Annotated in this window: 12 protein-coding genes; 1 reads left to right on the forward strand and 11 read right to left on the reverse strand. The window is 70.2% G+C overall.

Translation table 11 applies throughout. The features are described from left to right. Window positions 1–132: 132 nt before the first annotated feature. Window positions 133–846, reverse strand: a complete 714-nt coding sequence (locus V1318_RS15360; RefSeq protein WP_332940592.1) for a glutathione S-transferase family protein — start codon at window positions 844–846, stop codon at window positions 133–135. 117 nt (window positions 847–963) lie between these two features. On the opposite strand from V1318_RS15360, the gene V1318_RS15365 reads away from it, so the two are divergent. Next, on the forward strand, window positions 964–1,869 hold the full coding sequence (locus V1318_RS15365) for a LysR substrate-binding domain-containing protein (protein ID WP_332940593.1): 906 nt from the start codon (window positions 964–966) through the stop codon (window positions 1,867–1,869). On the opposite strand, the gene V1318_RS15370 is transcribed toward V1318_RS15365, so the two are convergent. The 10 genes from V1318_RS15370 to acnD form a co-directional block, all read right to left on the reverse strand. Beyond that, window positions 1,870–2,469: an ankyrin repeat domain-containing protein gene (locus V1318_RS15370; RefSeq protein WP_332940594.1), complete on the reverse strand. Its 600-nt coding sequence runs from the start codon at window positions 2,467–2,469 to the stop codon at window positions 1,870–1,872. A gap of 23 nt (window positions 2,470–2,492) precedes the next feature. Further along, window positions 2,493–3,566, reverse strand: coding sequence for a hypothetical protein (locus tag V1318_RS15375; protein ID WP_332940595.1), 1,074 nt, complete (start codon window positions 3,564–3,566; stop codon window positions 2,493–2,495). Beyond that, on the reverse strand, window positions 3,563–4,396 hold the full coding sequence (locus V1318_RS15380; protein ID WP_332940596.1) for a hypothetical protein: 834 nt from the start codon (window positions 4,394–4,396) through the stop codon (window positions 3,563–3,565). The genes V1318_RS15375 and V1318_RS15380 overlap by 4 nt, the downstream gene beginning before the upstream one ends. Before the next feature lie 3 nt (window positions 4,397–4,399). Continuing rightward, entirely contained in the window at window positions 4,400–4,948 is a 549-nt protein-coding gene (locus V1318_RS15385; protein WP_332940597.1) for an RNA polymerase sigma factor, read from the reverse strand. Between the two features lie 117 nt (window positions 4,949–5,065). Further along, window positions 5,066–7,267: a DUF5916 domain-containing protein gene (locus V1318_RS15390; protein ID WP_332940598.1), complete on the reverse strand. Its 2,202-nt coding sequence runs from the start codon at window positions 7,265–7,267 to the stop codon at window positions 5,066–5,068. Window positions 7,268–7,464: 197 nt separating this feature from the next. Beyond that, the gene (locus V1318_RS15395; RefSeq protein WP_332940599.1) at window positions 7,465–8,901 is read right to left on the reverse strand and encodes an XVIPCD domain-containing protein; all 1,437 of its coding nucleotides are present in this window, start codon (window positions 8,899–8,901) and stop codon (window positions 7,465–7,467) included. A gap of 97 nt (window positions 8,902–8,998) precedes the next feature. Beyond that, window positions 8,999–10,480 carry an XVIPCD domain-containing protein gene (locus V1318_RS15400; RefSeq protein ID WP_332940600.1) on the reverse strand — a complete coding sequence of 494 codons (1,482 nt, stop codon included), beginning with the start codon at window positions 10,478–10,480 and terminating at the stop codon, window positions 8,999–9,001. A gap of 59 nt (window positions 10,481–10,539) precedes the next feature. Further along, complete coding sequence (locus tag V1318_RS15405; protein WP_332940601.1) at window positions 10,540–12,327, reverse strand: XVIPCD domain-containing protein; 1,788 nt, start codon at window positions 12,325–12,327, stop codon at window positions 10,540–10,542. 252 nt (window positions 12,328–12,579) lie between these two features. After that, the gene (prpF, locus tag V1318_RS15410; RefSeq protein WP_332940602.1) at window positions 12,580–13,779 is read right to left on the reverse strand and encodes a 2-methylaconitate cis-trans isomerase PrpF; all 1,200 of its coding nucleotides are present in this window, start codon (window positions 13,777–13,779) and stop codon (window positions 12,580–12,582) included. A gap of 81 nt (window positions 13,780–13,860) precedes the next feature. After that, entirely contained in the window at window positions 13,861–16,458 is a 2,598-nt protein-coding gene (gene acnD, locus V1318_RS15415; RefSeq protein ID WP_332940603.1) for a Fe/S-dependent 2-methylisocitrate dehydratase AcnD, read from the reverse strand. Between the last annotated feature and the right edge of the window lie 308 nt (window positions 16,459–16,766).

Consider the following 16,766-nt stretch of genomic DNA (forward strand, 5'->3'; position numbering starts at 1 on the left):
ACGCTGCGGCTTGGCGACTACCTTGGCAGCGCGCCCGCAAGCGCGGAATTGACGAATGTCATCCGCTGCGCATCGCATGGCGCACGAGTTCGCGCGGCGTCGCCGGTCGCGGCCGGCGACGCCGCGCCCGGCTCAGGCCGCCTGCGCCAACCGCGGCAGCGTGTCGGCCAGGGCGATCTCGCCGCGGAAGCCGCCGGCGCCGACCGCCGCCTCCTGGCGCTCGATCGCATGCGCGAAGGCGACCGCCGGGTCGGCCTCCAATGCCTCGTACAGGCGCTGCAGCTTGGGGTAGTCGCGGCGGTCGACGGCATCGTGGTAGCGGGTCCAGCGCGCGATGCCGATGAAGTAGGCGTCGGCGACCGTGCGCTGCTCGCCCAGCAGCCAGGGGCCGTCGCCGATCATGGCTTCGAGCTCGGCATGCGCCTTCTCGACCCTGGCCCGGCCGTACTTCACCAGCGCCTGCTTCTCGGCCGCCGGCAGCTCGTGCTCGAGCACGTACCACAGCGGTGCGAAGGCGCCGAAGAACGTCGTGTTGAGGTAGGCCAGCATGCGGTTGAGGCGGTCGAAATCGCGGCTGCCTTGCGGGTAACCCAGGCCGCGATCGATGCCGCGCGCGGCGATGTGGTTGAGGATCGCCATGCTCTCGCTGAGCGTGTGGCCCCGCGCGTCCAGCAGCGCCGGGGTCTCGCCGACGGGATTGACGCGGCGGAACGCCTCGCCGGTCACGACTTCGGGCATTTCGATCCGGCTCAGCGCGTAGGGCTGGCCCAGCCATTCCAGGGCGACGATGGAACCGAAGGAGCAGCCCGAGGGCACGCCGTAATAGAGGATGGGGAGCGGATTCATAGGGGTCTCCAGAGTGGGGATAGGGACCGGTTCGGCCCTGGAGAAAGCCTATGAGCGTGGACTTAGCCTGAGTAGACTGAGTTTCGTGGACCCATCGTCCACGCATGTGGACTTAATATGCTCAATCTGAACGATCTGGTCCTGTTCGCCGCCGCGGTCGAGGACGGCGGTTTCGCCGCCGCCGGGCGCCGCCTGGGGGTGCCCAAGTCCACCGTCAGCAAGCGCGTGGCCGAACTCGAAGCCGGCCTGCAGGCGCGCCTGATCCAGCGCACCTCGCGCAGCTTCAGCCTCACCGAGGTCGGTCGCGACTTCTACCAGCACGCGCGCGCCGCCCTGATCGAAGCCGAAGCCGCCGAGGCCAGCGTGCGCCGGCGCGTCGCCGAGCCCAGCGGCGCGGTGCGCATCACCGCCTCGGTGCCGACCGCGCAACTCTACCTGGCCGAGCACCTGCCGCGATTGGCGCAGCGCTACCCCAAGCTGCAGTTGCAACTGGACGTGAGCGATCGCTTCGTCGACCTGGTCCAGGAGGGCTACGACATCGCCCTGCGCAGCCATTTCGCGCCGCTGCCGGATTCGGGCCTGGTGCAACGCACGCTGGCGGTGGAAACCGTCGTGCTGGTCGCCGCGCCCGCGTATCTGCAGGCGCAGGGCAGCCCCGATGCGCCCGCGCAGTTGTCCGAGCACGACGGCCTGCTCACCGCCGCCCACGCGACCGTCTGGGGCCTGCACCACCGCGACGGCGGCCAGGCGCAGGTCGCGCCGCGCGCGCGCATGAGCGCGAACGAATCGGTGGCGCTGATGCGTGCGGCCTGCGCCGGCCTGGGCATCGCCTGCGTGCCGGAAGGTTTCTGCCGCGAGGCCCTGGGCGACGGCCGTCTGCGGCGCGTGCTGCCGCAATGGAACGCCGGCCGCGTGACCACCAGCCTGGTGATGCCGCATCGCCGCGGTCTGCTGCCGGGCGTGCGCGCGACGGTCGAGTTTCTCGCCGACTGCCTGCGCGCTGCGCCGGAGCCGGCACCCTGATCAGCGGCGCGCGCCGCGCTCGAGCAGATAGCGCCGCACCGTGTCGGCGCGCGCCTGATTCAAGGGCGAGCGCCACACCGGCGCGGCGCCGGCATGCGCGCGCACCGATACGCCCAGATTGACGTCGGCGCCGCGCTCGACCAGGTAGGCGACCGCCGCCAGGTCGCCGCTGCGCGCGGCGTTGATCAGCGGGGTCTCGTCGTCCTCGACGACGGCGTCGACATCCGCGCCGGCCTCGACCAGGCGCCGCAACACCGCCAGGTTGTCGCGCTGCGCGGCGGCCGCGATCAGGGCGTTGCCGTCGCCGCGCACGCTGCGGTCGACCTGCGCGCCCAGCCGCAGCAGTTCGGCGACCAGGGCCGGGTCGCGACGGCGCGCGGCCTGGATCAAAGCGGTGCCGTCGCCGGGCACGGCGGCGTCGATGTCGGCGCCGCGCGCGACCAGCTCGCGCAGGGTATCGAGGCGACCGGCACGGACCGCATCGATCAGGGCCGCGCCCTGGTCGACGGTGGCGCGGGCCGGCTTGAGCAGCATGGCCGACAACAGGCCCAGCACCAGGGCCGCGTAGAGCGCGGCGCGGATCGGATAGCGAATGCGCATGCGGGAACTCCGGAACTGGGCGCTCAGCGGCGCGGACGGTTGGGGTCGTAACCGGCGTCGAGCAGCACGCGTTGCACCGCGCGCTGTTCGTCGGGCGTGGCGGCCTGGTGATAGAGCTTCATCACCACGCCTTCGTTGGAAGCGACCAGCAGGCTCTTGAGGACTTCCTCGCGCAGCTGCGGCGCGCTGCGCACGTTCGGATACAGCGCCAGCAGGTCGCGGGTGGCGTTGGCCGTGCCCAGGGCCTGGATCGCCGCGATCCGGGTCGCCGCGTCGGCCGAACTGTTGGCGACCTGGGCCAGTACTTCGCTCTGTCCGGCCACACCCAGCGCCTGCAGCGCGGCCTGGCGCAGGGCCAGGTTCGGATTGCGGCGCGCGACCTCGGCCAGGTCCTCGTAGCTGCCGGCCACGCCCATGGCCTTGAGCACCAGCAGCTTGCGGTCCAGCTGCGGCACGGCCACATAGACCTGCCGCAGCTCGTCGCCGGCGTTGGCCACCGCCAGCATGCGCACCGCGCGCTCGGCCAGCGGGCGGTCGTTGCCGCGCGCCACCACCGCCACCTGCGCCAGCGCGCCGGCGTCGTCCATCTGGCTGAGCAGGAACAGCGCGCGTTGTTTCAGGCGCGGCGCGCCCTTGCCGCCGAGGATGGCCACCAACTTCGGGATCGCCTGCGCCGGCGGCTGCTGCAGCATGCCGGTCAGCGAATCGTCGCCTTCGACGACGGGCGTGCGGTTCTTGCCGTGCAGCAGTTGCGCGGCGTCGCGGTTCCAGCGGCTGCGCGGGAACTCGCCGCGCAGCCGCTTGACCAGCGCGGTCGCCTCGTCGTCGCGGCCGGCGCGCATCAGCGCATAGGCCTGCCAGTAGATCGCCGCGTCGACCGCATTGGGTTCGTTCTGGCGCAGGCGCCGTTCGAGGTCGGCGAAACGCAGCTGCGCGGCCTTCCAATCGCCGGCGCCCAGGGCGCTGTGGCCCTGCCAATACAGGGCGTTCATGTCGCCGCCCGGATCCAGCGGCGCGGCCGCCAGGGGCGCGGCGAACAACAGCGTCGCCAGGGCCAGCGCGGCCAGGCGTGGACGCACGGGGGTATACCGGATCATGTCGTCGCTCCTTCCTGCGTGGCGGCGGCGCCGCTGCGCTGTTGCAAACGCGCTTCGACCGCGCGCACCTGGAACACCAGATCGCTGCCGTCGACGTAGTCGCGCAGCGCGTTTTCTTGTTCGACGCCCTCGGCGGGCGCGCGGTTAGCCAGTTCGATCAGGGTCGGCTCCAGCGAATCCAGGAAACCGGCCAGGGCGCGGTCGCCGCGCTCGGCGGCGGCGGCGGCGTAGAGGCGGTTGTCGTCGACCAGATCGCGCACATAGCCCGGATCCATCGGCGCCAGCGCGCCGCCCTCGTTGTTGACCACGCTCAGCAGCAGGCCTTCGGTGCTGCGCAGATGGCCGGCCACGTAGGCGTCGAGCACGCGGTCGGCGGACGCCTGGCCGGCGCCGGCCCGCGCCGGGGCGGCGGCGGGCGCGGCCGGTTGCGCCGCGATCGGCGCGGCCGGCGGCGCCGGCTCGCGCCGCGACAAGGGCAGATAGAGCGCCAGGGCCAGCACCGCGGTCGCGGCCAGGCCGGCGCCCCAGGCGCGCAGACGGCGGCGCGGCCGCGCATGCGCGCGCGTGCTCGCACGCGGCGGCGACGCGCCCGTCGGCGCCGACGCGTCCGCCAATCGCGGCTGCAGGCGCTGCCACAGCCGCGCCTCCAGATCGGGGTCGTACGGCGGCAGCGCATCGGCGTCCGCCGCGGCCAGCAGCTGACGCAGCGTCTGATAGCGCGCGGCCAGCTCGGGCGAGCCGGCCAGCGCGGTCGCGATCTCGCGCAGGCGCTCGGGCGCCAGGCCGTCGCGGTAGTGGTACAGGATCAGGTCGTCGTCGCGGATGGACATGGCTTACCTCAGTGTTTCCAGTGCGTCGCGCAACTTGCGCACCGCGCGGAAGATGGCCTGCTTGCATTGGCCGGTGTTCATGCCCAGGGTCTCGGCGATCCGCTCCAGCGGCTCGCCCTCCCAATGGCGCAGAACGAAAGCGGCGCGCTCGGACGGACTCAGGCGCTGCATCTGGCGATCGATGCGCAGGCCGATCTGCACGCCGGAGGCGCGCGCCTCCGGATCCGGCGCGTCGTCGGGCAGGGTCGCCAGGAAGTCCGCGCCGTCCTCGTCGTCGGTGTGCGCGGGCGGGCCGTCCTGGCGATGGCGGGCGTCGCGGCGCAACTGCTCCAGCGCCGCGTTGACCGCGATCCGGTGCAGCCAGGTCGAGAACGCGGCGCGGCCGTCGTAGCCCGCCAGCCCGCGCCAAGCCTTGTAGAACGCCTCCTGGACCGCGTCCTCGGCCAGGGCCGCATCGCGGGTGATGCGGAAGCACAACTGGAACAAGGGCCGCGCGTGCGCCTCCACCAGCCGGCGGAACGCGTGTTCGTCGCCGGCGCGCGCGCGTGCCACCGCCGATTGCGCTGCGCTGTCCAAGGGTGGGTCGCCGCCGTCCATCCTCCTAGGATGCACGCAGTCCGCGATCGGTTAGCCCGGATGTTCGCGGCGGCATGCGAAAACCGGCCCGGCCTAGAACCGGTAACGGATCTTGGCCAGCAGCTGGTCGGCGTCGCGCAGTCCCAGGGCGTCGTCGAACAGCTCGCCGCCGCCGATCCCGTCGCGCTCCTGGAGCCGGTAGCCGCCGCGCGAATAGGCCAGGAACACGTCCGATTGCGGCCCCAGCAGGTAGCGGTAACGCAGCTGCAGGCCGAAATTGTTGACGTCGAAGTCCGGTCGCGCCTGGCCGCTGGCGAGCAACTGGCCCGAGGGCTGCAGCCGGTAGCGCTCGCCCTGGCTGCCGCGCACCGCCACCCACTCCGACTTCAGGCGCAGCTCATGGCGCGGGCCCGGGAACCAGCTCAGGCCCAGGCTGGCGAAGTCGCCGCGGCGCCGGTAGCGGCCGAAGTCGCGCCCGCCCTCCCAGATCAACCAGTCCCGGCCGCGGTCGGGGCCGAATTCGAACGAGGCGTTGAAGGCATCGTCGGGGTACCAGTTGGCGCTGAGCACCAGCTCCTGGGTCGGCCGCGCGCCCAAGCCCCGCGGGTCCACCGACACCGAGGCGCCCAGCGACCAGTCGCCGTAGCGGCGGCTGGCGTAGCCGACTTCGGCGTCGTAGCGGCCGGAGCGGCGCCACAGGCCGTTGCCGCGCGAGATCAGATCGTCCCAGCCCGCGCCGATCAGGCTGGCCTCCAGGTAGATCAGGTCGCCGTTGCGGAAGTTGAGGTTGCCGCCCAGCAGCAGATAGGTCGGCAGGCGGTCGCCGTGGTCGTTGCTGCGCGCCTGCAGTTCGGCCGACCAGCGCGTGCTGCCCAGCCTGGAGTCTGCGTCCTCGATCCGGTGCAGGTAGACGCCGGTCAGCTCCATCTCGTTGAGGCTGGCGCGGCGCTGGAAACCCAGGTCGTTGAAGTCGAGGCGGTCGCCGAAATGGGTGAGTTCCAACTCGTAGCGCCAGCGGTTCGACGGCGTCCAGTTGATCCGCAGCCAGGCGCCGTTGCCGTCGCGGCTGCGGCCGGCCTGGTCGATGAAGCTGGCCAGGGCCTGGGCGTTGACGATCAGCCGCTCGTTCGGCTTCCAGCTCAGGTCCAGCGCCTGCACCTGCGCCTCGCGGTCGCGGTAGGGGCGCTGCACCAGGCTGCCCAGCCAGCCCAGGTTGAGCCCCGGGCGCAGCGGGTACTGCAGCCGCGCCGCGTAGAAATCGCGGCCGGCGGCGCCGTCCTCGCTGGCCGCGAGCAGGCCGTAGCCGAGCGCGCCCACCGAACCGTTGAGCTTGAGCGCGGCGTCGATGTCGCTGGCGCCGGAACCGTCGTCGGCGTCCGCGCCGATGCGGCGGGTGTGGATCAGCCGGCCCGAGTCGGGCGTGGTCAGGGCGAAGATGCCCTGGTTCTCGGTGAAGAACGGGCGGCGGTCGCTGTAGAAGGTCTCCACCGCATCGAAGTTGATCACCAGATCGTCGGATTCGACCTGGCCGAAATCCGGATTGACCGTGGCGCTGAGCTGGAAGGTCGGCGACGGCTTCCAGAACACGTCGACGCCGGCGTTGTAGCGGGTGCGGCCGTCGATCAAGTCGTGGTTGGCGGTCAGGTAGGGCCAGAAGTGCAACAGCGGCTTGCGGTACTGGGCGATCTCGATGGGCTCGAAGCCGGACACGAAGCGCCCGCGCGACGGCGCCACCGCCGGATAGGCCTGGCGCTCGCCGTTGCTGCCCAGGGTGCGGCTGAAATAGACCTTGACCTCGCGCGTGGCGGTGTCGGTGCCGCGCATGGTCGCCACCGACCATGGGATCAGCAGCTCGGCCTGCCAACCGCCCTCGCTCTCGCTCACCGCCCAGGACCAGTCGGTGTCCCAGTCCGGATTCAGCACGTTCTCGTTGGCGATCACGCCGTCCTGCACCGAGCCCGACAGATCGACGCTGAAGCTGTAGGCGCTGCGGCCGTCGCCGTCGAAATCGATGCTGAGGTTGACCCGGTCGGCGGCGCGGTCCTGGTCGCGCTCCAGGCGCGGCTTGACCCGCGCGAACGCGCCGGATTGCTCCAGCTCGAACGCCACCGCGATGCCGTCGGGCGTGGACAGCAGCCGCGCCTTGGTGGCCGAACCGGCCGCCGGCGCGCTCAGGCGGTAGGGCTCGGTGACCTTGAAGTCCTGGTAGACGCGCGCCTGCTGCCACTCGGGCTCGTCGACCTTGCCGTCCACCACGATCGCGGCCTGCGCGTTCGCGCACAAACCCAGCGACAACACTATCCCGCCGCATGCCTGGGCATGCGTTTTGAATGTTCGCGTTCGCATTGCAGTCCCTTCGTCGATCGCATCGTCGACCTAAGGACTTGGACGCGCCGATCGCGCGGCGGTTAGGCGCGAAACGCTTCGGCGCAAACGCATGCGCCAGGCCGTTGGACCTGGCGCATGCGCGGTACGCGGCGGCGGCGGGGACGCTACTGGAACATCGAGTGCTTCTGCGTCTGCTGCTGCGGGTTCTGCTGGGTCGCGTTGATCTTGGCCAGGTCCTGGGTGCTCTGCTGGATCGAATGGTTCACCGCGACCGAGGTGGCGACCTGTCCGTAATGGTGCAGCCCTTTCAGGTCGCCCTGGACCGCGAACAGGTTATTGCCGTCGGTACTGCGCGCGACCACGTCGATCGTGGACAGATGCGCGGCCTTGGCCGCCACCACCAGGGCGCCGGAGGCGTTCTCGCGTTCCTGCGGGTTCATCTTCTGGCCGATATCGGTCTTGGACAGCCCGTTCATGGCCAGGTTGTACAGCTTGTTGTCCGGATGGTCGGCGTCCTTCAGCAGGATCGGGCGCCCCGGCTCGTAGGTGCGCGCGAGGTCGCGAATCTCCTTGCGCATCGAGTCGCTAAGTTGCTGGCCATCGTCGACCAACCAGTTCTTGAACTCGTTGCGGCGCTCGGGTTTTTCCTTGTCGCGGAACTCCATCTGCTCGTTGAGCTCGAACTCGTGCGAGCTGTTGACGCTGCGGCCGACCAGGCGCAGGTTGCTGGTCTCGTTGTAGGCGTCCAGGGCGTTGGCCTTGGTGGCGGTGCCGTCGGAGGTGTGCTTCATCATCGCCTTGGCCAGGATCTCGAACGGCAGTTCGTGATCGATGTCCAGGGCGTCGCGCGTGCACAGCTGGCCGGAGGCGGCGCAGCGGAACAGATGCACTTGCTGCTTGTCTCCGGTCTTCGGGTGCGTGGCCTCGACCGTGCAAGCGTACTGACTCTGCAGCTGCGCCTCGTACCACTTGCCTACCACTCCGGCGTCGAAGCTCAGACCCTTGCGGCCGTCCTCCGGCTCGTATCCCTGCCCCATCGTGGTCTTGGTGCGCCGGGCCAGGTCGCGTTCGTCGTCGAAGGCCGGATGATTGGCCTTGGCGTCGAAACCGAAGCGCTCGCTGACCCATTCCTTCCACTGCGGAGAATCCGCGCCGTAGGTCTTGAACACGTTGTCGGCGCTGTCGCGCGCGCGGTTCACCACCGCCGGCAGCATGCGCAGGTTGCCGACGTCGTTGTAGGCCATGTGCGCGTCGGCGTGGGTCTTCACGCCCAGCGCGGTGAAGTGTTCCTTCCACGGCTTGATGTGGTCGATGTCCAGGGCGTCGGTGGAATGCCAGGTGTTGCTGTCGCGGTTGTGGTACAGCATCACGTTGCCCTGCGGCGTCTCGAAGCCCTGCGGCGACATGAATTTCTCGGCCCAGTCGTTGCGCATGAACTCGACGGTGGAATCGTAGAAGCCGACCTTGGAGCGCGTGTCGGAATCCTTCCAGGGCTTGTTCTGCAGTTTGCTGCCGTGCTGGGTCGGCGATTCGTCCTCCCAGCTGACCAGGGTCACCTGCTTGCCGCTGCTCAAGGTTTCCTGTTCGAAGGTGTGTCCCATAACCGCCTCTCCTTGTCGATGAGCTCAGACTTGCGTTCGTTCCGATCCGCGGCCGCGCAGGCCGTCGGGACTCCATGCCCGCCGGGCTAGCCGTGCGTCACTGCACCAGTCCGCGGTTCTGCTGCTGCGCCTGCTGCCAGCCCTGCTGGCTGGGCGCGGCCACATTGGCGATTTCCTGGGTATTTTGCTGGATGCTGCGGTTGAGCAGATTCTGTTCGGGGTGATGGATCACGTCGCGCGCGCCGCTGAAACCGTGATCGCGCACCGCGTACAGGCTGCCTTCGTGGCTCACCACGCGCGAGATCTCGGGCATGTGGTTCTGCTTGGCGAACAACGCCACCGACGAGGCCAGCACTTCCTGCTGCTGCGGCATCAGGCTCGTGTATTCGGCCTGCACGCACTGGAGCGCATTGCGGAACAGCGGATTGTCCGGGTGGCGGCCGTCGTTTAGCAGGACCGCCTGCTGCGGCTGCGGTACGCCGAACGGCACCTGCCCGCCGAAGCCGCCCTCCTGCATGCTGCCGATGCCGCCGTAGGTCTGGCGCACGGTATCGCGGATCTGCTGGCGCATGCCGTTGGGCAGTACCAACTGGTCCTCGCGGTAGTCGCCGGGCAGCGGCTTGATCTCGACCTTGTCGCGGTACTGGCCGTGCCGGTCCAGCTCCCACTCGTGGCCGCTGTTGGCGCTGCGGCCGACCAGCCGCAGGTTGCTGGTTTCGTTGTAGGCGTCCGCGGCGTGGGCCTTGGTGATGCCGCCGTCCGGCGCGTACTTCATCATTTCCTTGGACAGGATCTCGAACGGCACCCGGTGGTCGATGTCCAGGGCGTCGCGGGTGAGCAACTGGCCGGAGGCGTCGCACTTGAACAGGTGCACGTCGCTGATCTTTCCGGTGGTCGGGCTCTTGAGCTGCACCGTGGTCGCGTAGGCCTGCTCCAACTGCGCCTCGTACCACTTGCCGGCGACCTTGGCATCGAAGCTCAGGCCCTTGCGGCCTTCGTCGGCCGACCACGGCGTTTCCATGGTGGTCTTGTGGCGGCGCGCCAGATCGCGGTTCTCGTCGAAGCCGGGATGCTGGGCGCCGGGGTCGAAGCCGAGGCGCTCGTCCACCCACTTCTGCCATTGCGGCGAGTTCGGCCCGTGCGTGTTGTAGACCAGATCGGCGCTGTCGCGGGCGCGGTTCACCACCGCCGGCAGCATGCGCAGATTGCCCACGTCGTTGTAGGCGCGGTGGGCGTCGGCCTGGTTGGTCACGCCCTTGGCCAGGCAGTGCTGCTTCCAAGGCGTGGCGTGGTCGATGTCCAGCGCGTCGGTGCTGTGCCAGGTGTCGGTGCTGGCGTTGTGGAACAGCGCGACCCGCCCCTGCGGCGTCTCCACCAGCTGCGCATGCATGTTCTTGAACGCCCACTCGTTGCGCATGTACTCGATGGTCGAGTCGTAGAAGGCCAGCGACTCGCGCGTGTCCTGGCCGGTCCAGGGCGTGGTCTGCAGGCGGGGACCGTGCTGGGGCGGCGTCATGTCGCCCCAGCTGACCAGGGTCACGTGGTGTCCGCTTTGCAGGGTGACGTCTTCGAACGGCATGGCTAGGCTCCTTGGCGGCGACGCATCGGCGTCCTTGCGGTCGTAGTGCGGCGGGTTCGTCAGTACTTCATGGGTTGCGGCGTGCTTTGCCCTTGCGCCTGGGCCTTGGCCGGAGTGGGCAACTTGTCGATGACCGAGGTGTTCTGCTCCACACTGCGCTTGATCGCCAGATCGGCCATGGCGAATGCGACCTGGCGCGCCGGGGAGCCCGGGTTCTGCACCGCGTACAGCCTGCCGTCGCTGAGGGTTACCTGGTCGATGGCGGTCATCTGGTTGGCCTTGGCCACCCAAGCCAAAGACGAGGCCGCATTTTGCTGCTGGGTCGCGTTCAACTGGGCGCCGGGCCCGGTCTGCAGGCCCCGGAGCGCCTGCGCATACAGCGGATGATCGGGATGACGGCCATCGCTCATGAGGGGCGCGACCGGCGCGGCCGTTCCCATGAGCGGCGGTGCGGCGTAGGCCGGCGCCGATTTCGCCGCGGCGCCGAACGGCGAAGGCGATGGCGCGTGTTGCGCCGGCTGCGGCGCGGCGAACGCGAACGACGGCGATGCGGGCCCGGTACCGAACGGCATCGACGGTGCGTACGGGGTGGCGACCACGAACGACGGCGATGCGGGCGCGCTACCGGACGGCAAGGACGGCGCCTGCGATAGCGCCTGAGACGAGCCGAAGGCGAACGACGGCGCAGCGGGCGCGGCGCCGAACAACGAGGACGGCATCTGCGGCGCGGCGACCGCCAACGGCGGCGACGACACCGCGGACGGCACGGCCCGCAGTGGCGCGCTCGCGATCGCCGACATGGCGGGCGCTGCCTTGGCGCCGGCCTTCATCCCGGCATCCAGACCGGAGCGGTCGATGAAGTCGTCGAACTCGCCCGGCCGCTCCGGCTTCTGTTTATCGCGGTAGCCGCCGGACCGGTCCAACTCCCATTCGTGCGAGCTGTTGGCGCCGCGCGCGACCAGGCGCAGGTTGCTGGTCTCGTTGTAGGCGTCCGCCGCATTGGCCTTGCTCAACTTGCCGCCCTCGGCGTACTTCACCATCTCCACGGCCAGGATCTCGAACGGCACGCGATGGTCGATGTCGAGCGCATCGCGCGTGCACAACTGCTGCGACGCGCCGCAACGGAACAGCGGCACGTCGGTGACCTGGCCGGTGGTCGGGCTGGTCATGCGGACCGTGGCGGCATAGCTCTGCTTGAGTTGGCCGTCGTACCACTTGTTGAGCACGCCGGCGTCGAACTTCAGGCCCTTGCGGCCCTCGCTGGGATCCCATTCGCGGTCCGTGGTGGCGGCGGTGCGGCGCGCGAGATCGCGCTCTTCATCGTAGGCCGGACGCGGGGCGTCGGGATCGAAGGCGAAGTGCTTCTTGACCCAGGCCTTGCTCTGCGCGGAATCGCCGCCGTGCGTCTCCAACATGGTCTCGAAGCTCGCGCGCGCGCGATTGATCGGCGCGGGCAGCAGCCGCAGGTTGGTCACGTCGTTGTAGGCGCGGTTGGCGTCGGCGTAGTTGTCGACCCTGAGCGCGCTGAGGTGGTCCTTCCATTGGCGTGCATGGTCGATATCCAGCGCATCCGACGAATGCCAGGTGTCGGTGGCGGCGTTGTGGAACAGCAGCAGATCCTGCTTGCCCACCGACACGTGCGTGGGCGACATATGGGCCTGGGCCCAGTCGTTGCGCATGTACTCGACGGTGGAATCGTAAAAGCCCACGCCCTTGCGCGGATGGCTGGGGTTCCAGGCCTTGGCCTGCAGTTCGGCGCCGTGCTGCGGCGGCGCCTCGTCTTCCCACTTGACCAGTACCACTCGACCGCCGCCGTGCAACCGGGTCGGAATGAACTCGTGCGCCATGCTGCCTCTCCCTGTCGATGGAGCCGACTTCCTTGATGACTGGCGGTTCGCCGGCCGGCGCCTGCCCCAGGCGCCGGTCGGGCCCGGGCCGAGCGGGGCTCGGGGCGGGCACGGCGGCGAGGATACCGCTCGCAGGCACCCTCATGACACTTTTTTTGCTCAGCTCAGGCCGCTACGGCGACCGTCCGTCGCGTGGCGGCGCGGGGACGGCCCGCGGACCGTCCCGGGGGATCGGCTTGCCGCGGCGCGGCCTCAGATCGTGCCGGCCGGCACCCGCACCCAGCCTTCCATCAGCACGCGCGCGCTGCGGCTCATCGTGGCCTTGGTCACGGCCCATTCGCCCTCGACCTGGCGCGCTTCCACGCCCACGCGCAGCGTGCCGGAGGGGTGGCCGAAGCGCACCACGGCGCGGTCCGTGCCGCCGCCGCCGGCGGCCAGGTTGACCAGGGTGCCGGGCACCGACGCGGCGGTGGCGATCGCAACCGCCGCCGTGCCCATCATGGCGTGGTGCATCTTGCCCATCGACAGCGCGCGCGCGAGCAGGTCGATGTCGCTGGCGGCGATGCGCTTGCCGCCGGAGGAGGTGTAGTCGCGCGGCGGCGCCACGAACGCGACCTTGGGCGTGTGCTGGCGCTGCACCGCGTCGGCGACGTCGGCGATCAGGCCCATGCGCACCGCGCCGTGGGCGCGGATGGTCTCGAACTTGGCCAGCGCGGCGGGATCGCCGTTGATCGCGTCCTGCAGCTCGGCGCCGGTGTAGCCCAGGTCGGCGGCGTTGAGGAAGATGGTCGGCACCCCGGCATTGATCATGGTCGCGCGCAGCGTGCCCACGCCCGGCACGTCCAGATCGTCGACGATATTGCCGGTGGGGAACATCGCCGCGCCGCCCTCGCCTTCGCCTTCGTCGGCCGGATCCAGGAACTCCAGCGCGATCTCGGCGGCCGGGAAGGTCACGCCGTCGAGTTCGAAATCGCCGGTCTCCTGCACCTGGCCGTCGCTCATCGGCACGTGGGCGATGATGGTCTTGCCGATGTTGGCCTGCCAGATGCGCACCACCGCCACGCCGTCGCGCGGCACCCGCGCGGGGTCGATCAGGCCGGCGGCGATCGCGAACGGACCCACCGCGGTGCTGAGGTTGCCGCAGTTTCCGCTCCAGTCGACGAAGGGCTGGGCGATCGAGACCTGGCCGTAGAGATAGTCCACGTCGTGGTCGGGCACCGCCGACTTGGCGATGATTACGGTTTTGCTGGTGCTGGAGGTGGCGCCGCCCATTCCGTCGGTGTGCTTGCCGTAGGGATCGGGCGAACCGATCACGCGCATCAGCAGCGCGTCGCGCGCCGGCCCCGGCACCTGGGCGGCGACGGGCAGGTCATCCAGACGGAAAAACACGCCCTTGCTGGTGCCGCCGCGCATGTAGGTGGCGGGAATGCGGATCTGGGGGAGGTGCGACATGGTCGATGGCGTCCGTGGAACGGGTGGATCCGGAATGGATGGGCTGGAATCGCCGCGCGCCGGGCGCGGCGATGCGCGGGCTCAGGCCGCCTGCGCGGATTCCAGGAAGTCGTTGGCGAAACGCTGCAGCACGCCGCCGGCCTCGTAGATCGACACTTCCTCGGCGGTGTCCAGGCGGCAGGTCACCGGCACCTCGACGCGCTCGCCGTTGCGGCGGTGGATCACCAGGGTCAGGCTCGCGCGCGGCGTGCGCTCGCCGACCACATCAAAGGTTTCGCTGCCGTCGATGCCCAGGGTGTTGCGATCGGTGCCGGGCAGGAATTCCAGCGGCAGCACGCCCATGCCGATCAGGTTGGTGCGGTGGATGCGCTCGAAGCCTTCGGCCGCGATCGCCTCCACGCCCGCCAGGCGCACGCCCTTGGCCGCCCAGTCGCGCGAGGAGCCCTGGCCGTAGTCGGCGCCGGCGACGATGATCAGCGGCTGGCGACGCCCCATGTAGGTTTCGATCGCCTCCCACATGCGTGTGACCTGGCCTTCCGGCTCGATCCGCGCCAGCGAGCCCTGGCGCACCTTGCCGGTTTCTTCGCGGACCATCTCGTTGAGCAGCTTGGGATTGGCGAAGGTCGCGCGCTGGGCGGTGAGGTGGTCGCCGCGGTGGGTGGCGTAGGAATTGAAGTCCTCTTCCGGCACGCCCATCTTGGCCAGATATTCGCCGGCCGCGCTGTCGAGCATGATCGCGTTGGACGGCGACAGGTGGTCGGTGGTGATGTTGTCGCCCAGCACCGCCAGCGGGCGCATGCCGCGCAGCGTGCGCTCGCCGGCCAGCGCGCCTTCCCAATACGGCGGGCGGCGGATGTAGGTGCTCTGCGGGCGCCAGGCGTAGAGCGGATCGATGCTGCCGCCGACCGCGCCGTCGGAGCGGAACATCGGTTCGTAGACCTGGCGGAACTGCTCCGGCTTCACGCTGCGCGCCACGATCGCGTCGATCTCCTCGTCGCTGGGCCAGATGTCCTTGAGCGTGATCGGCTGGCCGTCGGCATCGAAGCCCAACGCGTCCTTCTCGATGTCGAAGCGCACCGTGCCGGCGATCGCATAGGCGACCACCAGCGGCGGCGAGGCCAGGAAGGCCTGCTTGGCGTAGGGATGGATGCGGCCGTCGAAATTGCGGTTGCCCGACAGCACCGCGGTCGCGTACAGGTCGCGCTCGATCACTTCCTTCTGGATCGCCGGATCCAGCGCGCCGCTCATGCCGTTGCAGGTGGTGCAGGCGAAGGCGACGATGCCGAAGCCCAGCCGTTCGAGCTCCGACAACAGGCCGGCCTCTTCCAGGTACAGCTGCACCGCCTTGGAACCGGGCGCCAGCGAACTCTTCACCCACGGCCGGCGCGCCAGGCCGCGCGCGTTGGCGTTGCGCGCCAGCAGGCCGGCGGCGATCACGTTGCGCGGATTGCTGGTGTTGGTGCAACTGGTGATGGCGGCGATGATCACCGCGCCGTCGGGCATCTGGCCCGGCACGTCGTCCCAGGCGCCGGCGATGCCGCGCGCGGCCAGCTCGGAGGTCGGCAGGCGCTTGTGCGGATTGGACGGGCCGGCCATGTTGCGCACCACCGTCGACAGATCGAAGTGCAGCACGCGCTCGTATTCGGCGCCGGCCAGCGCGTCGGCCCACAGGCCGGTCTGCCGGGCGTAGGTCTCCACCAGCTTGACCTGGGCGTCCTCGCGGCCGGTCAGGCGCAGGTAGTCGATGGTCTTGTCGTCGATGAAGAACATCGCCGCGGTGGCGCCGTACTCGGGCGCCATGTTGGAAATCGTGGCGCGGTCGCCCAGGGTCAGCGCGGACGCGCCCTCGCCGTGGAACTCCAGGTAGGCGCCGACCACCTTGGACTGGCGCAGGAACTCGGTCAGCGCCAGCACGACGTCGGTGGCGGTGATGCCCGGCTGCGGCTTGCCGCCCAGGCGCACGCCGACGATCTCGGGCAGGCGCATCCACGAGGCGCGGCCCAGCATCACGCTCTCGGCCTCCAGGCCGCCGACGCCGATCGCGATCACGCCCAGCGCGTCCACGTGCGGGGTGTGGCTGTCGGTGCCGACCAGGGTGTCGGGGAAGGCCACGCCGTCGCGCGCGTGCACCACCGGCGACATCCGCTCAAGATTGATCTGATGCATGATCCCGTTGCCCGGCGGGATCACATCGACGTTGCGGAACGCGCGCTTGGTCCAGTTGATGAAATGGAAGCGGTCCTCGTTGCGGCGGTCCTCGACGGCGCGGTTCTTGGCGAACGCGTCCTTGTCGAAACCGCCGTGCTCCACCGCCAGCGAGTGGTCGACGATCAGCTGGGTCGGCACCACCGGATTGATCTGCGAGGGGTCGCCGCCGCGCTCGGCGATGGCGTCGCGCAAGCCGGCCAGGTCCACCAGCGCGGTCTGGCCGAGGATGTCGTGGCAGACCACGCGCGCCGGGAACCAGGGGAAGTCCAGGTCGCTGCGGCGCTCCACCAACTGGGTCAGGTAGGCCGCGAGCATCGCCGGCTCGGCGCGCCGCACCAGGTTCTCCGCATGCACGCGCGAGGTGTAGGGCAGGCGGTCGTAGGCGCCGGGCGCGATCGCCTCGACCGCGGCGCGTGCGTCGAAATAGTCGAGCGTGGTGCCCGGTAGCGGCTTGCGATAATCAGTGTTCATGGCTGGCGGCTGCTTTCGTTGCGAAGGGCGGTGGTGCGGACGGCGCGCCGGCATGGCGCGCCTGGCCGGGCCCGCGACCTGCGGCCATGCGGTAGCCAGGAAGGCGGCGACGCCGGAACCGGGCGTCGCCGGCGCCCGCGATTATCCCGCAATTGCCCCGGCGCCGGGGCGGCGCGGTTGCCGCGACCGCCTGCCGCGGCGGCGGCGTGCCGCGCGCGCGCTGGCGCGCCCGCCTCGCGCGGGCCGCGCAGCCTGCCCGTGCCCGCCGCGGCGGCGTTGACCGGCCCGGCCGAAACGGGCAATCCTCG

Source organism: Lysobacter sp. CCNWLW3 (genome assembly GCF_036697405.1).
GTDB lineage: Bacteria > Pseudomonadota > Gammaproteobacteria > Xanthomonadales > Xanthomonadaceae > Lysobacter.

Coding starts and splice junctions, on each gene's coding strand:
- V1318_RS15360 (WP_332940592.1), bottom strand. CDS start 846: ATGAATCCGCTCCCCATCCTCTATTACGGCGTGCCCTCGGGCTGCTCC.
- V1318_RS15365 (WP_332940593.1), top strand. CDS start 964: ATGCTCAATCTGAACGATCTGGTCCTGTTCGCCGCCGCGGTCGAGGAC.
- V1318_RS15370 (WP_332940594.1), bottom strand. CDS start 2,469: ATGCGCATTCGCTATCCGATCCGCGCCGCGCTCTACGCGGCCCTGGTG.
- V1318_RS15375 (WP_332940595.1), bottom strand. CDS start 3,566: ATGATCCGGTATACCCCCGTGCGTCCACGCCTGGCCGCGCTGGCCCTG.
- V1318_RS15380 (WP_332940596.1), bottom strand. CDS start 4,396: ATGTCCATCCGCGACGACGACCTGATCCTGTACCACTACCGCGACGGC.
- V1318_RS15395 (WP_332940599.1), bottom strand. CDS start 8,901: ATGGGACACACCTTCGAACAGGAAACCTTGAGCAGCGGCAAGCAGGTG.
- V1318_RS15400 (WP_332940600.1), bottom strand. CDS start 10,480: ATGCCGTTCGAAGACGTCACCCTGCAAAGCGGACACCACGTGACCCTG.
- V1318_RS15405 (WP_332940601.1), bottom strand. CDS start 12,327: ATGGCGCACGAGTTCATTCCGACCCGGTTGCACGGCGGCGGTCGAGTG.
- prpF (WP_332940602.1), bottom strand. CDS start 13,779: ATGTCGCACCTCCCCCAGATCCGCATTCCCGCCACCTACATGCGCGGC.
- acnD (WP_332940603.1), bottom strand. CDS start 16,458: ATGAACACTGATTATCGCAAGCCGCTACCGGGCACCACGCTCGACTAT.